This window comes from Pseudomonas sp. 11/12A (assembly GCF_000800055.1).
In the GTDB taxonomy this organism is placed as follows: Bacteria; Pseudomonadota; Gammaproteobacteria; order Pseudomonadales; family Pseudomonadaceae; genus Aquipseudomonas; species Aquipseudomonas mohnii.
The window spans coordinates 3,830,559-3,847,117 of sequence record NZ_JUGV01000001.1; the positions used below are offsets into that span (position 1 = coordinate 3,830,559).

Consider the following 16,559-nt stretch of genomic DNA (forward strand, 5'->3'; position numbering starts at 1 on the left):
ACCTAGACTTCAACACTCAACACACGAGCAGCCGGACATGTCCCGCAGCCAGCGAAGTCCAGGATGGCCAACGTTCCGACTTCGGATCGGCGGGCGACTGCTATTGGCCGCTTTTCTGCTGATCGGCCTGACCAGCGCCTCGGCCTATTGGGATTTTGCACAGATTCTTGAAAGCGTCGGACAGCGTTACGGCCCCCTCGGCCTTGAAGAGAGACGTATCGTGGCCTGGAGTCAAATGCTCCAGGGCGAACGCAACGCGCCTGAGCGCGAACAACTCAATGCGGTCAATCGTTTCTTCAATCAACAACTGAATTTTCAGGACGATAGCCGCGTCTGGCATCAGGCCGACTACTGGGCCACGCCCGCCGAATCCCTGATCAAGGGCGCCGCGGACTGTGAAGACTACGCACTGGCGAAATATTTCAGCCTGCGCCAACTCGGCATTCCCAGCGAAAAACTGCGCATCACTTACGTCAAGGCGCTGACCCAGAACCAGGCGCATATGGTGCTGACCTTCTACAGCAGCCCTGCCGCCGACCCGCTGGTGCTGGATAACCTGGTCAGCGACATCCGCCCCGCCTCCCAACGCAAAGACTTGTTGCCGGTGTATGCCTTCAATGCCGAAGGCCTCTACCTACCCGGTGCCAAGGGCGGCAATCGCAGCAGCGACTCGAAAAAACTGTCGCGCTGGCAAGACGTCCTGAAAAAGATGCAGGCCGAGGGGTTCTCCGTGGGCAACGGTTAACGGCCACAGCAAGGAGCGTTCGATGAAACTGCGCAACCAATTGTTTATCGCTATCTGCCTGTTCCTGCTGGTGGCGTTCAGTGGCAGTTTCTTTGTCAGCCTGGAAAGCTCCCGCGAACAGATGCTCGGTCAACTGCGCTCCCATGCCCAGGACGCCGCCACTGCATTGGGCTTGTCGCTGACGGCACAGATCGATGATCCGGCCATGATGGAGCTGATGGTCAGTTCAATTTTCGACAGTGGCTACTTCAACAGCATTCGCATTATCGATGTCGAGAATCAGCAGGTACTGGTCGAGCGTAACGTTGCCGGGCGTATCGAGGGCGTACCGGGGTGGTTCGTCAGCCTGGTGAACCTGCGTATCGAGGGGGGCGATGCGCTGATCATGCGCGGCTGGGAGCAAGCGGCGCGCGTGGAAGTGTTGAGCAACCCGCAATTCGCCCTGGCCAAACTCTGGGACAGCACCCTTGGCAGCCTGATCTGGCTGCTGGTATGTGGAGTGCTAAGTGCCGTCTTCGGTGGCTGGTTGCTGCGTCGGCAATTTCGCCCGCTGGACGCCTTGGTCAAACAGGCCGAAGCCATCAGCAAGCATGAGTTCCTGAGCCTGCCGAAATTGCCACGCACACCGGAATTGAAACGGGTCGTGCTGGCAATGAACCAGATGGTCGAGAAACTCAAAGCGTTATTCGCCGAAGAAGCCGAACGCAGTGAAAAACTACGCAGCGAGTCCTATCAGGACAGCCTGACCGGGTTGGCCAACCGTCGCTTGCTGGATGAGCAGCTGGCCGATTACTTACTGGTCGATGAACAAAACAGCGACGGCCATTTGCTGATGCTGCAGATCAACGATCTGGTGGGACTCAATCAACGTCTTGGCGGGCAACGCACCGATGCATTGATCAGCGCGACGGGCGAATTGCTCAAGCGCTTGACTCAATTGCCCGAACGGCGGGCCTGGCTGGCGGCACGCAACCGTGGCGGCGAATTCAGTCTCCTGATGCCGGGACTGAACACCGAGGGCGCCGAGCGACTGGCCGCCGAGATCAGCGCCCCCTTGGAAAACCTGCGTCTGACCGGCGCCAGCGATTGCACGCCCGTCGCCCATTTGGGCATTGTCGCCTATCACCCCGGTGAGCCGGCCAGCGACGTGCTACTGCGCCTGGACCATGCACTGACTCAAGCCCGGCAACGCTCCGACCGCCCCTGGATGCTGCTGGGGCACCACGAGACCATACCGAATCAGCCTCAACATGACTGGCGTGCCTGGCTCGACGACGCCCTGACCCAAGGCAAATTGCAGCTGTATTTTCAGCCGGTGGTGCAATGCGCTGACACCCGTCAGGTGCTGCACCACAAAGTCCTCGCGCGTCTGATCGATCCGCAGGGCGAAGCGATTGCCGCCGGACATTTCCTGCCGTGGATCGAGCGTCTGGGCTGGTCGGCACGCTTCGATCTGGCGATGCTCGACGCCACCCTCGAATACCTCGCCGCCAACCGCTGGCCACTGGCGCTGAGCTTGTCCGGCAGTACCCTGCGCGACCGGGCGCAGCTGCGACTGATCCTCGACATGCTCGAATCGCTGCCGGATCTGGCACCGCTGCTGACCCTGGAAATCGACGAATGCCAACTGCCGCCCGCGGACGAGTTGCAACGGCTGAGTCACAGTGTGCTCAACACCGGTTTTCGCATCGGCTTGCAGCATTTTGGCGGCAGCTTCAGCCAGATCGGCAACCTGACGCAACTGGGTCTGGCTTACTTGAAAATCGATGGAGCCTACATCAGGCACATCGATGAACAACGAGATAAACGGCTGTTCATCGAGGCGATCTTCAGGGCCACCAACAGCATTGACCTGCCGTTGATTGCAGAAATGGTCGAGACTCAGGGTGAGCTGGAAACGATCAAGGAACTGGGGGTGTTTGGGGTCATGGGAAGATTGATCGGCGCGCCTGAACCGATGTGAAGCCAGCAGATCAACAGATCGCAGCCTTCGGCGGCTCCTACAGGATCCATACGATCCCAGGCAGGAGCTACCGGAGGCTGCGACCTTTTTCAGATCAAACGGTATCCACCTTCAACGAATGATCATTGAGCATCCCGTTGATGATGGTCGCCGTATCCGCCCCGGCAATCACCCCGCCCGCCCCCGGCGTCACCCCGTAATGGCTGGCCAGGTTGACACCCGCCAGATCGATGGTCTGGTTCGGCGCCGCGCCGGCCAATGCACTGACGTCGATGCTGGTCACCACTGACGCACCGCTGCCACTGACGGTGAAGTGCAGATAGTCATCCAGCGATGCCGCAGTGTTGCTTTCCCCTTGCAGCAACTGTGACAAGTCCAGTTTGTCGGTGCCTGGTGCGAAGTCGGTCACTACGTCGTGACCGCTGTTGCCCTTGAGCCACTCGAAAGTGTCGGCCCCGGCGCCGCCGGTGAGGGTGTTGTTGCCCAGGCCGCCAATCAGGAAATCATCGCCGCCCCCGCCATTGAGCACATCGTTACCCAGTCCGCCATTGATGATGTTGCTGTTGTTGTCACCGGTGAGGGTGTCGTTGTAGTTGGAGCCCGTCAGGTTTTCGATACCGGTCAGGGTATCGATGCCTGCGCCGAGGGTGTCTTGCGCACCGAGCAAGCCTAGGTTGACTGTGACCCCGGCCGTGGCATGGGCGTAGCTGGCGGTGTCGTTGCCGATGCCTCCGTCGAGTAGATCATTGCCCGGACCGCTGTAGAGCAAGTCGTTGCCGGCGCCGCCGTGCAGCTCGTTATTGCCGGGGCCTGCGGTGAGGATGTCATTGCCGTCACCGCCATTGAGGATGTTGTCGCCATTGCCCGCCACCAGTGTGTCATTGCCCGCCGTCCCGGTGAGGACGTGACTGTCCTGGTAGCTGATGGACAGGTGGGCGCTGTCGCTGCCGCCATGGCTGTCACTGGCGATGGAGGTGCCATGGTCATCCGGGGCAATGTCATGGACACCGGCGTAGTTGACGGTCATGGTCAGTTGGTAGTTTTCCGCCCCGTTGGCGTTGCTGCCACTGGTATTGGTGATATTGGTGATGTGGATCTGGTAGGTCGCATCCGACGTTGCCGTCAGCGTTTGCCCGTCCGCAAGGGCAATCCAGGCTCCGCCGTCGACCGAATATTCCATGGCCACATGGCCCGCTGCCAGGTTGTGATCCAGGTTGAGGGTTTCGCCCTGCTTCAGATTGACGGTGATGCGATCCTCATCATTGGCGTGGGCATTGGTCACCGCACCCAGGTAACCGCTGACCACCAGCACCGCCGTCATGGTCGCTGCATTGGCCGAGAACGCACTGCGTACGTCGGCCAGGTTCTGGTTCTCGGTGTTGTTGGGGTTGGTACCTTTGAAGTTGATCGCGCCTGTGCCAGTGAAGTCCGCTGCCTTGGAGATCCAGCCGGTGTTTTCGGTGTTCACCACCGACGCGGCCTTCTGCGACACGTAATGGTTATCTCCGGTGTCGAGGTTCTCCACCAGAGTGCCTTTGCTGTCGTTAACGTTGCCTTTCGGGTCGTAGGTGGTGCCATCGACGGTTATGGTTTTGAGGAGGCCACCGTCGGCAGCGAACGTTGCGCCCTCGCCCACTGGCGAACCCGTTAGCGGTGTACTGACCACCGTGCCCGACAGCACCGAGTTCTGTTGATTGAGGTCGGTGACCAACACCGGGTTGGTATTGTTGCCAGATGTGGTGGTGTCGTCATGCGCCAGTGGATCCGGGTCGGGACTGCTCACACCGTCACCCAGGCCAACCGCATCGTTCTTGGTGTCTCTGGACTCAAGGGCTCCCTTCGTAGTGGCCTCGCCCTGCGACCCGACATCACCTTCGTTGGGCTTACCGTCAGAGAGGGAATACCCGACGTTTTGCGCCCCCGTTTGTTTGCCACTGGTGTCGAACACCGTTTTCGCCGCAGCCACGGCAGCGTCATTGCTGGTGCTATCACCCGCCAACGGGCCGGAGAGGCTTGGCTTGGCCGTTGTAACACCCCCCCCGATCGGGGTCTTGTCGGTGGCGCCACTGGCAGTTTCGCTGCCATGACCCGGTTCGCTGTCGGGGACGTGTCCAGCCACCTGGTCCTGGCCGTCCTTGGTGTCGTCGAGGGCTTTTTCGTGGGTGGTCACGTCGTTGTCACTGACCGCTTTGATGCAGCTGTTGTTCACGTCGATGGTGAGGGTCGTGGTGCTCTGGTCGCCGTCGCCGTCACGCAGGGTGTAGGTGAAGGTATCGGTCGCACCCGGGCCGTTCACGCTGTTGGGGTAGCTGTGGTATTCGGCGTTGCCGTGGGCATCCAGGGTCAGGTAGCCGTAGGTGCCGTGGATCTGGCTGTTCAGCCCGCCCACGACCGGGGTCGAGGTGTCCGAGCCGGCGCGCACGCCGACCACGCCACCATCGGCGGCCGGGCCATCGGCACCACCGACATCGTTTGCCAGCACGTTGCCGGTGACCACGCCGCCCTCGGTGACCGAGGCGGTATCGGCATTGGCCTTGGGCACGTCATCGACGATGTTGACCACGATGGTGCTGGTGACCACGCTCCCCTGGGAATCAGTGGCCTGATAGGTGAAGGTTTCGGTGACGGTGTTGGCACCGTCGTTCGCGTGCGGCGTGGTGTTCGCCGGATTCGTCAGGGTGTAGGTGTAGGTGCCATCGGAGTTGAGCTGGATCACCCCGAAATGGCCCTGGGCGCTGCCGACCAGGCTGTAGCTGATCGCGCCGCTGACCGAGCCGACCAACGTGCCGCTGGCCGTCTCTCCCGCGTTATGGGGATCGCTGCCGGTGGCGTAGCCGGCCGCCAGGTCCTGGCCGTCCTTGGTGTCGTCGAGGGCTTTTTCGTAGACGGTCACGTCGTTGTCACTGACCGCCTTGATGCAGCTGTTGTTCACGTCGATGGTGAGGGTCGTGGTGCTCTGGTCGCCGTCGCCGTCACGCAGGGTGTAGGTGAAGGTGTCGGTCGCACCCGGGCCGTTCACGCTGTTGGGGTAGCTGTGGTATTCGGCGTTGCCGTGGGCGTCCAGGGTCAGGTAACCGTAGGTGCCGTTGATCTGGCTGTTGAGGCCACCCACGACCGGCGTCGAGGTGTCCGAGCCGGCGCGCACGCCGACCACGCCACCATCGGCGGCCGGGCCATCCGCACCGCCGACATCGTTTGCCAACACGTTGCCGGTGACCACACCGCCCTCGGTGACCGAGGCTGTATCGGCATTGGCCTTGGGCACGTCATCGACGATGTTGACCACGATGGTGCTGGTGACCACGCTCCCCTGGGAATCGGTGGCCTGGTAGGTGAAGGTTTCGGTGACGGTGTTAGCACCGTCGTTCGCATGCGGCGTGGTGTTCGCCGGTGTCGTCAGGGTATAGGTGTAGGTGCCATCGGAGTTGAGCTGGATCACCCCGAAATGGCCCTGGGCGCTGCCGACCAGGCTGTAGCTGATCGCACCGCTGGCGCCGGTGACCGAGCCGACCAGGGTGCCGCTGGCGGTCTCGCCCGCGTTATGGGGATCGGTGCCGGTGGCGTAGCCGGCCGCCAGGTCCTGGCCGTCCTTGGTGTCGTCGAGGGCTTTTTCGTAGACGGTCACGTCGTTGTCACTGACCGCCTTGATGCAGCTGTTGTTCACGTCGATGGTGAGGGTCGTGGTGCTCTGGTCGCCGTCGCCGTCACGCAGGGTGTAGGTGAAGGTGTCGGTCGCACCCGGGCCGTTCACGCTGTTGGGGTAGCTGTGGTATTCGGCGTTGCCGTGGGCGTCCAGGGTCAGGTAACCGTAGGTGCCGTTGATCTGGCTGTTCAGCCCGCCCACAACCGGCGTCGAGGTGTCCGAGCCGGCGCGAACGCCGACCACGCCACCACCGGCATCCGGGCCATCCGCACCGCCGACATCGTTCGCCAGCACGTTGCCGGTGACCACGCCGCCCTCGGTGACCGAGGCTGTATCGGCATTGGCCTTGGGCACGTCATCGACGATGTTGACCACGATGGTGCTGGTGACCACGCTCCCCTGAGAATCGGTGGCCTGGTAGGTGAAGGTTTCGGTGACGGTGTTGGCGCCGTCGTTCGCATGCGGCGTGGTGTTCGCCGGTGTCGTCAGGGTGTAGGTGTAGGTGCCATCGGAGTTGAGTTGGATCAGCCCGAAATGGCCCTGGGCGCTGCCGACCAGGCTGTAGCTGATCGCGCCGGTGGCGCCGGTGACCGAGCCGACCAACGTGCCGCTGGCGGTCTCGCCCGCGTTATGGGGATCACTGCCGGTGGCGTAGCCGGCCGCCAGGTCCTGGCCGTCCTTGGTGTCATCGAGGGCTTTTTCGTAGACGGTCACGTCGTTGTCACTGACCGCCTTGATGCAGCTGTTGTTCACGTCGATGGTGAGGGTCGTGGTGCTCTGGTCGCCGTCGCCGTCACGCAGGGTGTAGGTGAAGGTGTCGGTCGCGCCGGGGCCGTTCACGCTGTTGGGGTAGCTGTGGTATTCGGCGTTGCCGTGGGCGTCCAGGGTCAGGTAACCGTAGGTGCCGTTGATCTGGCTGTTGAGGCCACCCACGACCGGCGTCGAGGTGTCCGAGCCGGCGCGCACGCCGACCACGCCACCACCGGCCGCCGGGCCATCCGCACCGCCGACATCGTTCGCCAGCACGTTGCCGGTGACCACACCGCCCTCGGTGACCGAGGCTGTATCGGCATTGGCCTTGGGCACATCATCGACGATGTTGACGTCGATTTGCGCGTGCGCCGTGCTGCCATCGGTATCGGTGGCGACGACTTCGAAATGCTCGGTGATGCTGTTGGCGCCACTGGCATTCGGATGAGTGTCGGTGTAGTTCAGGGTGTAGCTGTAACTCACTACCCCGGTCGTCGGGTTATAACCGGTGATGGTGAAGGTCGCGCCCGTGTCAGTGCTACCCGATTGCGGGAAGCCCACCGGAACGCCGCCGCTGATTATCGAGACGCCACTCACGGTCAGGCTTTGCAAACCGTCCGGCGCATTGACCGTGAAGGTGCCGCTTTGGGTCAGCTCCGCCGCATCCGGGTTGCTGCCGTAAGTGAGGTTTTTTTCGTAAACCGTCAGCTCGCCACCTTCGACGTTCAATCCGCCAATCGTCACCGGGTCGTCGTTGTTGTGGATCTGCAGAACCAGATTCGCCGTGCTGGTATCGCCGTCAGCATCCTTAAGCGTGTAGGTGAACGTTTCGGTCCCGTTGCCACCGCCATGCAGGGCCTTGAAATCCGCATCACTGGTATCAAGGGTGTAGGTGTACGTGCCGTTGGCATTGAGCACCAACGTGCCGTAAGTCCCGGTGAAAGTGCCACCCACCACGGGGCCGCTTTCCGGTCCGGTGGGGATGCGGTCGGCGCCTTGCACATCGTTGGTCAGTACGCTGCCGTTCAGGGTCAGATGGGTTTCTGACGCCGTGGCCGCGTTACTGTCATCGACGGCTTTAGGGACGTCATCGCTGATGTTGACGTCCAGCGAACCCGTGGCGCTGTCGCCGTTGCTGTCGCCGGCGACCACTGTGAAGTGTTCACTGAGTTGGGTGCCGTCCCCGGACGCGTGGTTTTCGCTGCCATTGAGGGTGTAGCTGTAACTCACCACACCAGTGGCCGGGTTATATCCGGTGATGGTCAGGGTGCTGCCCAGCGGTGTGGTGATCGACTGAGGAAAACCTGCAGCCACACCGCCGCTGACCACATTGATTCCGCCGACGCTCAGACTGGTGAGCCCGTCGAGCGCCGTGACGGTAAACGTGCCGCTCTGGGTCAGCGCACCGGAATTGCTGGCCGAGCCATCGACGAGGTTGGCTTCGTTGACGGTCAGTTCACCGCCCTCGACGGACAGGCCGTTGAGGGTGACCGGGTTATTGATCGGAGGCGTGACGACCGGGGGTGTGATGTCCGGTGGCGTGACAACAGGCGGCGTGACGTCCGGTGGCGTGACGTCCGGTGACGTGACGATAGGCGGCGTGATGACTGGCGCCGAAGTACCCGCGCCGTCTAAACCATTATTGGCAGCGGCGTTGTGCCGCAACTCGGGAAACTCGGGAATGCCATTGAAGCCGGCGGTGGGGAAGCCAATGGTTGGATCGACCCGTCCCGCCACTTCTTCGAGCATGACAAAACTGTGGCCGCCGCCCAGCTCGCCACTGGAAGGTCCGGTCGACCCCGGGCCGGCCGCGGTCGCTTCAGCGGTTTGCGTCGGGTCGTCACCGGCAGCGATGGCCTTTTGCAGTTGCTCGACGTCGGTCAGCTGCGCCTGGCTCGGCGTCACCGACTCAGTCGTGTCCACCACATGGGGCGACTGATCAGCCAGCAATTGAGGGGTCATTTGCAGGCTGCTGCCGCGCCCAAGGGTCAGCTCATGGCCATTTTGCAAATGCACCGCTACTGCGCCTTCGGCCCCGGTATTCAGTTGATCGCCGGCGAACAACCGGTCCCCCTCGACCAGGACACGACGCGTGCCGTCGCCCGCCACCGCGAATACCTGACCGATGACTTTACTGACGATACCGATGAGCGTAGCCATGTGCATTTCCTCCGCTGCCAACCGCTGTCGGCACCCTGATTTATCACGGAGAACATGCTCGATGGCTCAGGCGGGTTGCCTGGCGGATTGTCTGCGGGTCAGCGGATTTACCTGAGTAGACCACCGTCCTCTGGCGACATTCTCGCCCAGCGTGAAACTCACGGACATCGTTCGCGTATCTGGACAAACCCGTTTGCAATCAATGGCATCGGGATCCAAATCCAGCCCAACCTGTCCAGCGAGCGCAGCGTAACGATCCTGAACCACACAAGTGACAAAAAACCGTCACTCCAGTCTGCTACGCGTCCCTCCCCTCCAGCACTTCTCCGTCCATTGTCGATAAGTGGATTGGAACTTTCCTAAAACCCCGAAGAGCGCCCTAAAGCTCATAAATCAAGGGCTTTCGCATTGAACAATGTGCTGGATTTTGCAGAGCGCATAAGTTTTTTTTGGCATAGGCATTATGAGAAATAGTTCTTAGCTCCTCCCTAGAATGTTCTTAGCTCTGTTGTTAAAAGCATGAAACGGTTTACCTATAAATGTCGTCAAATAATTGGCGACCGATAAAGAACCATCAGGAATCAGGGAGATGTACCCATGCGCCTCTTAACCCCCCTCTGCAGCGCGGTTCTGCTGGCCATGGCCTGCACTTCTCAAGCTGATGCAATGTCCATGACCGAGGCGATCCAGAGCACCATCGCGACCCATCCTGAGTTGGCGTCGCGGGTAGACAGCCGTCTGTCGGCTGATGAAGACGTCAACGTCGCCAAGGGGGGCTTTTATCCATCGGTCGACCTGAATGCCGCGTACGGGCGCGGGTACAGCGATAACACCAACACCCGGGCCCTCGGCAACCACCACACGGCAATCCTGAACTACACCCAATCGGAACTGCGCCTGCGGCAGATGCTCTTCGACGGGTTCAACACCGCCAACGAAGTCGAACGCACCAAGGGCGTGGTCAACTCCCGGGCCTATTACGCTCAGGGCACCGCCCAGGATCTGGCCCTGCGCACCATCGAGGTCTACCTCGATGTGCTCAAGCGCCGCGAACTGGTGACACTGGCCAAGAACAACCTGCAGGCGCACTTGCGGGTCAACGACCAGATCGGCCTGCGCACCCAGCGCGGTGTCGGCAGCAACGCCGACGCCGACCAGTCCAATGCTCGCCGGGCATTGGCAGAGAACAACCTCGACACCGCCGAAGTCGATCTGGCCGACGCCGAGTCGAACTTCTACAGCGTCGTGGGGCGCATGCCCGATGAGCTTGAAACACCGCCGTCGACCCGAGGCGAAGTGCCTGCATCGCTGCAGGAAGCGCAGCAGAGCATGGTGGAGAACAACCCTTACCTGAAATCCGCCCAGGCTGACGTGCAATCCGCCGAAAGCCAATACGAAGTGGCCAAGTCGCCGTTCTACCCGCGCTTCGATGCTGAAGCCGCCGTCGGAGCGAACAACAACATTGCCGGCGAAGAAGGCCATGACAACGAATGGCGCGTGGGCGTGGTGATGAACTACAACCTGTTCCGCGGCGGCAGCGACAAGGCTCGCATGGCCTCCGATGCGCACAAGATCAATCAGGCGATGGACATCCGGAACAATGCCCTGCGCCAGCTCAACGAAAACATCCACCTGGCCTGGAACGCTATGGTCAACGCCAAGAAACAGACCCCGACCGCCCGTGAATATGCCGAGACCAGTAAACGCGTGCGCGTGGCCTATCAGGATCAGTTCGGCCTTGGCCAACGCACCTTGCTCGACCTGCTCGACAGTGAAAACGAGCTTTACAACGCCAACCGCCGCTACACCGAAGTACGCTACACCGAGGAGTTTTCGATGTACCGTGTACTGGCGAACATGGGCCAGTTACTGAGCAAACAGCGGGTAGTGCTGCCCGCCGATGCAGTCGCCCGGAACGAGGTGAAAAACCAAGCTCGTCTGCCTGAACTGAAGTAGTACCTGGAGCGACCAATTTGACCAGCATGGAACCCGGCAACATCGGTGTCGATCCGCGTCTGAGCTTTGATGACCCGCTTCTGGACGGTCTATTGATCCTCTGCAAACTTCATGGCGCGACGGTCAGTCGCGCCAGCCTGAGTGCCGGGCTGCCAATGGCACACCAACGCCTGAGCCCGGACCTGCTGCCTCGTGCAGCGGCCCGGGCCGGTTTGCAGGCGCGCTTGCTGCGTCGCGAGCTTAAAGACATCTCCGCGCTCAACTTGCCCGTCCTGCTGTTGCTCGATAACGGTCGTACCGCGGTTTTGCGACGTATTGGCGATGACGGTCGGGTGCTGATTCTGCCCAGCGAAGCCGACGGCGGTGAACAATGGATCAGCCCAGAGGAACTTGAAGCGCATTATTCCGGCCAGGCCTTGTTCGCCCGACCACGGCATGAACTGGAAGACTTGCGCTCCCCCCTCGTGCCTCGTGTGCAGGCCTGGTTCCGCGACACCCTGAAGCTGTCGAAATGGCTATACAGCGATGCCATCCTGGCGAGCTTCCTGATCAACCTGCTGGGCCTGATGGTGCCGTTGTTCGTGATGCAGACCTACGACCGCGTGGTGCCCAACCAAGCCACCTCGACGCTGTGGGTGCTGTCCATCGGCTTGCTGATCGGCACCGGTTTCGAACTGGTGTTGCGGGTGGTGCGCGCCCATCTGCTAGACACCGCCGGGAAGAAAACCGATGTGATCCTGTCGGCGACCCTGTTCGAACGCATCACCGGCATGTCGATGAAAGCGCGGCCGGCGACCATCGGTGGTTTTGCCCAGAGCATTCATGACTTCCAGGGCCTGCGGGAATTCCTCACCGCTGTCACCCTCACCAGTCTCATCGACCTGCCCTTCGTAGTGCTCATGCTGGTGGTGATCGGCCTGCTCGGTGGCTGGCTGGTGGTGATTCCGATGCTGGCGTTTCCGATCACGATCATTTTCGCCATGGTGATACAGGTGCGGCTGCGCGACACCGTGCAGAAGAGCCTCAGCCTCGGTGCCGAACGCCAGGCCCTGCTGATCGAAACCCTCGGCGGCCTGGAAACCCTCAAGGCCTGCAGCGCCGAAAGCGAGCGCCAGCACAAGTGGGAAAGCACCCATGGCGCCCTCACCCGCCTCGACAGCCATGCGCGTAACCTCTCGGCGCTGGCCACCAACGGTACGCTGTTCATCCAGCAATTTTCCGGCATGGCGACCATCGTTGCCGGTGTCTACAGCATCATTGCCGGCAACCTCAGCGTCGGTGCACTGGTGGCCAGCTACATGCTCGGCAGCCGCGTGCTGGCGCCACTGGGCCAGATCGCCGGCTTGATCACCCGCTACCAGCAAGCGCAACTGACCATGAAAAGCACCGACGCGCTGATGTCGCTGCCACAGGAACGCGATGCCAAACAACGGCCACTGGAGCGCACGCAACTGCAAGGCGCGCTGGATGTCGTCGGCGTGACCTTCCGCTACAACGGGCAGAACAGTGCGGCACTGGCCAATGTCAGCTTCAGCGTGAAGCCCGGTGAGCGGATCGGCGTCATCGGCCGCAGCGGCTCGGGCAAAAGCACCCTGGCGCGACTGGTGATGGGTTTTTACGAACCGGAAGAAGGCCAGCTGTTGCTCGATGGCCTGGACTTGCGACAACTGGACGTCGCCGACCTGCGTCATCAAATCGGTTACGTCGCCCACGACCTGCCGTTATTGGCCGGCAGCCTGCGCGATAACCTTACCCTCGGCGCGCGTTACATCAGCGACTCACGCATGCTCGAAGTGGCCGAACTTACCGGTGTCACCGAACTGGCCCGGCAACACCCGCAAGGCTTCGACCGACCCGTGGGCGAGCGTGGTCAATTGCTGTCCGGTGGCCAGCGTCAGGCCGTGTTGCTGGCGAGGGCGTTGTTGCTCGACCCACCGATCCTGCTGCTCGACGAACCCACCAGCGCCATGGACAACAGCAGCGAAGACGTTTTGCGGCAAAAACTCCATGGCTGTGTCCAGGGCAAAACCGTGCTGCTGGTCACCCACCGAACCTCGATGCTCAGCCTGGTGGATCGGCTGGTAGTACTGGACAACGGGCGGATCGTCGCCGACGGGCCCAAAGAAGCGGTCATCGATGCACTGCGCAAGGGCCGTGTCGGCTCTTCGGCCGTCTAGGAGCGACTCATGGCTCGTTCATCATCCGACAAGTCGCCTGCCAATTCGAAGCAGCGGGGTTACTTCGGCAGCTTCGCCAAAAGCGCCGAAAGCGAATTCATGCCGGAAACCGCCGGCGCTTCACTGCAGGACTCACCGCGCTGGTCGCGGATCACCGTATGGCTGGCGGCAGGCTTGTTGATCAGCGCGCTGGTCTGGGCCAAATTCGCGGTGCTGCAAGAAGTCACCATGGGCGAAGGCAAGGCGATTCCGTCGAGCAAGGTTCAGGTGATCCAGAACCTTGAAGGCGGCATCGTCACCGAAATCTTCGTGCGTGAAGGGCAAATGGTGAACAAGGGCGATACCTTGCTACGCCTGGATGACACGCGCTATCTGTCGAACAAGGGTGAAAGCGAGGCTGATCGCTATGCACTGACCGCACAGGTCGAACGCCTGTCGGCGGAGGCCGAAGGTCGGCCGTTCAAGCTGTCGGACGAAGTGATCGCCAAAGCGCCACAGGTGGCCGAAGACGAACGTTCGTTGTATGAACAACGGCAACGGCGACTGGCCAGCGAACAACGCACCCTGAGCGAACAACTTCGGCAAAAAACCCAGGAACTGGCGGAATTTCGCTCAAAACAGGGGCAATACAGCTCAAGCCTGGCACTGCTGCAGCAGGAGATGAACATGTCCACGCCGCTGGTGGGCACGGGGGCGGTGTCACCGGTGGAGATCCTGCGCCTCAAACGCAGCGCGGTGGAAATTCGCGGCTCGCTGAACGCCACCACCCTGGCCATTCCCCGCGCCGAATCGGCGATCAACGAGATCAAGAGCAAGATTGACGAGTCCGAACAAACCTTCCGTTCGGAGGCCGCCAAAGAGTTGAATGAGAAACGCACCGACCTGTCGAAAATCACCGCATCGAGCATCGCCATCGACGACCGCGTGACCCGCACCACGGTAGTCTCGCCGGTTCACGGAATTATCAAAACGCTGAAGGTCAACACCATCGGCGGCGTGGTCCAGCCGGGCAGCGACATGGTGGAAATCGTGCCGCTGGAAGACAACCTGCTGATCGAGGCCAAGGTCCGGCCGCAAGACGTGGCGTTCCTGCATCCAGGCCAGAAAGCCATGGTCAAGTTCAGCGCCTACGACTACACCATCTATGGCGGCCTGAGCGCGAAGCTGGAATTGATCAGCGCCGACACCATCACCGACGACAAGGGCAACAGCTTCTATCTGATCCAGGTGCGTACCGATAAAAACCACCTGGGCGGGGATGCGAAACCGCTGTTGATCATTCCGGGGATGGTGGCGACGGTGGATATCATCACGGGTGAGAAAAGTGTGCTGGATTACTTGCTCAAACCGGTGCTGAAAGCGCGGACCGAGGCGATGCGCGAAAGGTAATCATGTCTTGAGAGCTGCGGTGATTGATCCGCCGTCTTCGCGGGCAAGCCCGATCCCACAATGTTGTGTAGCGTTCACACGCTTTGTGTTCGACACGGTTCCCTGTGGGAGCGGGCTTGCCCGCGAAGAGGCCGGCACAAACGACGCTTATTTCGGCCCGTGATTGTTCTGGTACGTCTCCTCCCCCATCGCCGCAATCTGCCCCTCGATCAACGCTTCGAACGGCCTGAGCAACGGCTCGAACGACGTTGGTGCCTCAAGGGTTTCCAGTGCCTGGACAATCGCCTCGATCGTCGACAACGCCCCTGGCCCGGGAGCCTTGCGCAGCCGGTAGCGGGACACGCCACCCTCGGCCAGGGTCACCCTCGGCAACGCCGCCAGCAGCGGGTTGAGGTGCAATAGCTTGCGAGCCTTGCGCCAAGTGCCATCCGGGACCACCAGCAATAACGGTTCATCGGTGACGGCACAGGTTTGAATCGGCTGCGCCTCTTCGCCGGGAAACAGCAACCGCGCCCGATACCCCGGTTGATTCAACAGCACCGGCAAATCCTCAAACACCTCGCCGACCATCAGTTCGGCATTGTTCAAGCCCAACGCAGCCAGGCGCGCGGTGTTCAGCGCATGATTCACTTCACTCGGATGTTGCAGCAACAACACACGGGTGCGGCTGTCGAGGCTCGGGACCAACGGACACAAGCAATGGCTTTGCGGACGCAGGCAGCAGGGACATTGAATTCGGGACATCGCAACGTTTCCTTAAGCGGCCTGGTTGAGCTGCGCTTTGAGCAGATCGCGGAAGGTCTGGATCAGCGGCTCGCGACTGCGTCCACGGCGCACGATCATCGAGAACGGTGCCTGATAACCGAAGGTCGCCGGTAGCAACACCCGCAAGTCGCCCTTGTCCGCCCAGGCCTGGGCGTAATGCTCGGGCAAGTAACCGATGTAGGCGCCGGACAGCACCAGGATCAGCTGCGCCTCCATGCTCTCCACGGTGGCGGCGCTGTGCTTGAAGCCGTGCCGCGCCAGTTCGGCCTGGCTCCAGTAACCGCGACCGACCATGCGTTGCTGGGTGATGACCTGCTCGGGAATACGCCGCTCATTGAACAGCGGGTGCCGGGCACTGCAATACAACCAATGTTGTTCGCGGTAGAGCGGCATGTAGACCAGGCCGCTCATGCGCGTGGAGAACGCACCGATGGCCAGATCGAGTCGATTGTCCTGCACGCCCAGTTGCAACTCGTAGGGGCTCATGACCGACAAGTGCAAATGCACCGCCGGGTGTTCCTGACTGTAGGCGCCAATGGCTTCGGCGAACGGCAAGGCCTTGTCACTGACCGTGGAGTCGATCACTCCCAGGTTCAGCGTGCCGCGCAACTCGCCCTTGAGCGCGGCGGCGTATTGTTCGAAGCCCTCCAGCTCGCCCAGTAACCGCAAGGTTTCCTGATGAAACAGCTCCCCCTTGCTGGTGAGGCTGAAACCGCCACGGCCGCGATGGCACAGCACCAGGCCCAGCGCGGCTTCGAGCTGGCTCATGTAAGTGCTGATGGCCGACGTCGAGAGATTGAGCTCTTGCTGGGCGTTGGCGAAGCCCTGATGACGCACCACGCTGACGAAGATGCGCAATAGTTTCAAGTCGGGTAAAGCATTGGCCACGAAGGACTCCGTTTGCAAGGCAGTGCGTGTTGCTTTTGTGGCGAGGGAGCTTGCTCCCGTTCGGTCGATCCGCCTCCGGGCGCAGCAGTCGTGAAATCTGAGGGTGCTGTGAATCAAGCTCAT

8 protein-coding genes are annotated in these 16,559 nt (G+C 61.4%); 5 read left to right on the plus strand and 3 right to left on the minus strand.

Annotation, left to right across the window (positions count from 1 at the left end; genetic code table 11):
- Window positions 1–37 precede the first annotated feature (37 nt).
- Window positions 38–745, plus strand: coding sequence for a cysteine protease LapG (gene lapG, locus GQ39_RS17630; protein ID WP_047532114.1), 708 nt, complete (start codon window positions 38–40; stop codon window positions 743–745).
- Window positions 746–767: 22 nt separating this feature from the next.
- Window positions 768–2,708: a cyclic di-GMP receptor LapD gene (gene lapD, locus GQ39_RS17635; protein WP_047532118.1), complete on the plus strand. Its 1,941-nt coding sequence runs from the start codon at window positions 768–770 to the stop codon at window positions 2,706–2,708.
- A gap of 94 nt (window positions 2,709–2,802) precedes the next feature.
- Here lapD and GQ39_RS17640 read toward each other — a convergent pair whose 3' ends face one another.
- Window positions 2,803–9,261, minus strand: a complete 6,459-nt coding sequence (locus GQ39_RS17640) for a retention module-containing protein (protein ID WP_047532121.1) — start codon at window positions 9,259–9,261, stop codon at window positions 2,803–2,805.
- A 597-nt stretch (window positions 9,262–9,858) separates the two neighbouring features.
- On the opposite strand from GQ39_RS17640, the gene GQ39_RS17645 reads away from it, so the two are divergent.
- From GQ39_RS17645 to GQ39_RS17655, 3 genes are read left to right on the plus strand one after another with little or no spacing between them, the layout of a single operon-like run.
- A complete protein-coding gene (locus tag GQ39_RS17645; protein WP_047532123.1) occupies window positions 9,859–11,217 on the plus strand; it encodes a TolC family outer membrane protein in 1,359 nt (452 codons plus the stop codon).
- 17 nt (window positions 11,218–11,234) lie between these two features.
- Window positions 11,235–13,394, plus strand: a complete 2,160-nt coding sequence (locus tag GQ39_RS17650; protein WP_047532125.1) for a type I secretion system permease/ATPase — start codon at window positions 11,235–11,237, stop codon at window positions 13,392–13,394.
- Window positions 13,395–13,403: 9 nt separating this feature from the next.
- Entirely contained in the window at window positions 13,404–14,783 is a 1,380-nt protein-coding gene (locus GQ39_RS17655) for an HlyD family type I secretion periplasmic adaptor subunit (RefSeq protein ID WP_047532127.1), read from the plus strand.
- 147 nt (window positions 14,784–14,930) lie between these two features.
- Here the strand turns inward: GQ39_RS17655 and GQ39_RS17660 are convergent, their stop codons facing one another.
- Window positions 14,931–15,527 carry a tRNA-uridine aminocarboxypropyltransferase gene (locus GQ39_RS17660; RefSeq protein ID WP_047532129.1) on the minus strand — a complete coding sequence of 199 codons (597 nt, stop codon included), beginning with the start codon at window positions 15,525–15,527 and terminating at the stop codon, window positions 14,931–14,933.
- A 12-nt stretch (window positions 15,528–15,539) separates the two neighbouring features.
- Window positions 15,540–16,436, minus strand: coding sequence for a LysR family transcriptional regulator (locus GQ39_RS17665; protein ID WP_047532131.1), 897 nt, complete (start codon window positions 16,434–16,436; stop codon window positions 15,540–15,542).
- Window positions 16,437–16,559 lie beyond the last annotated feature (123 nt).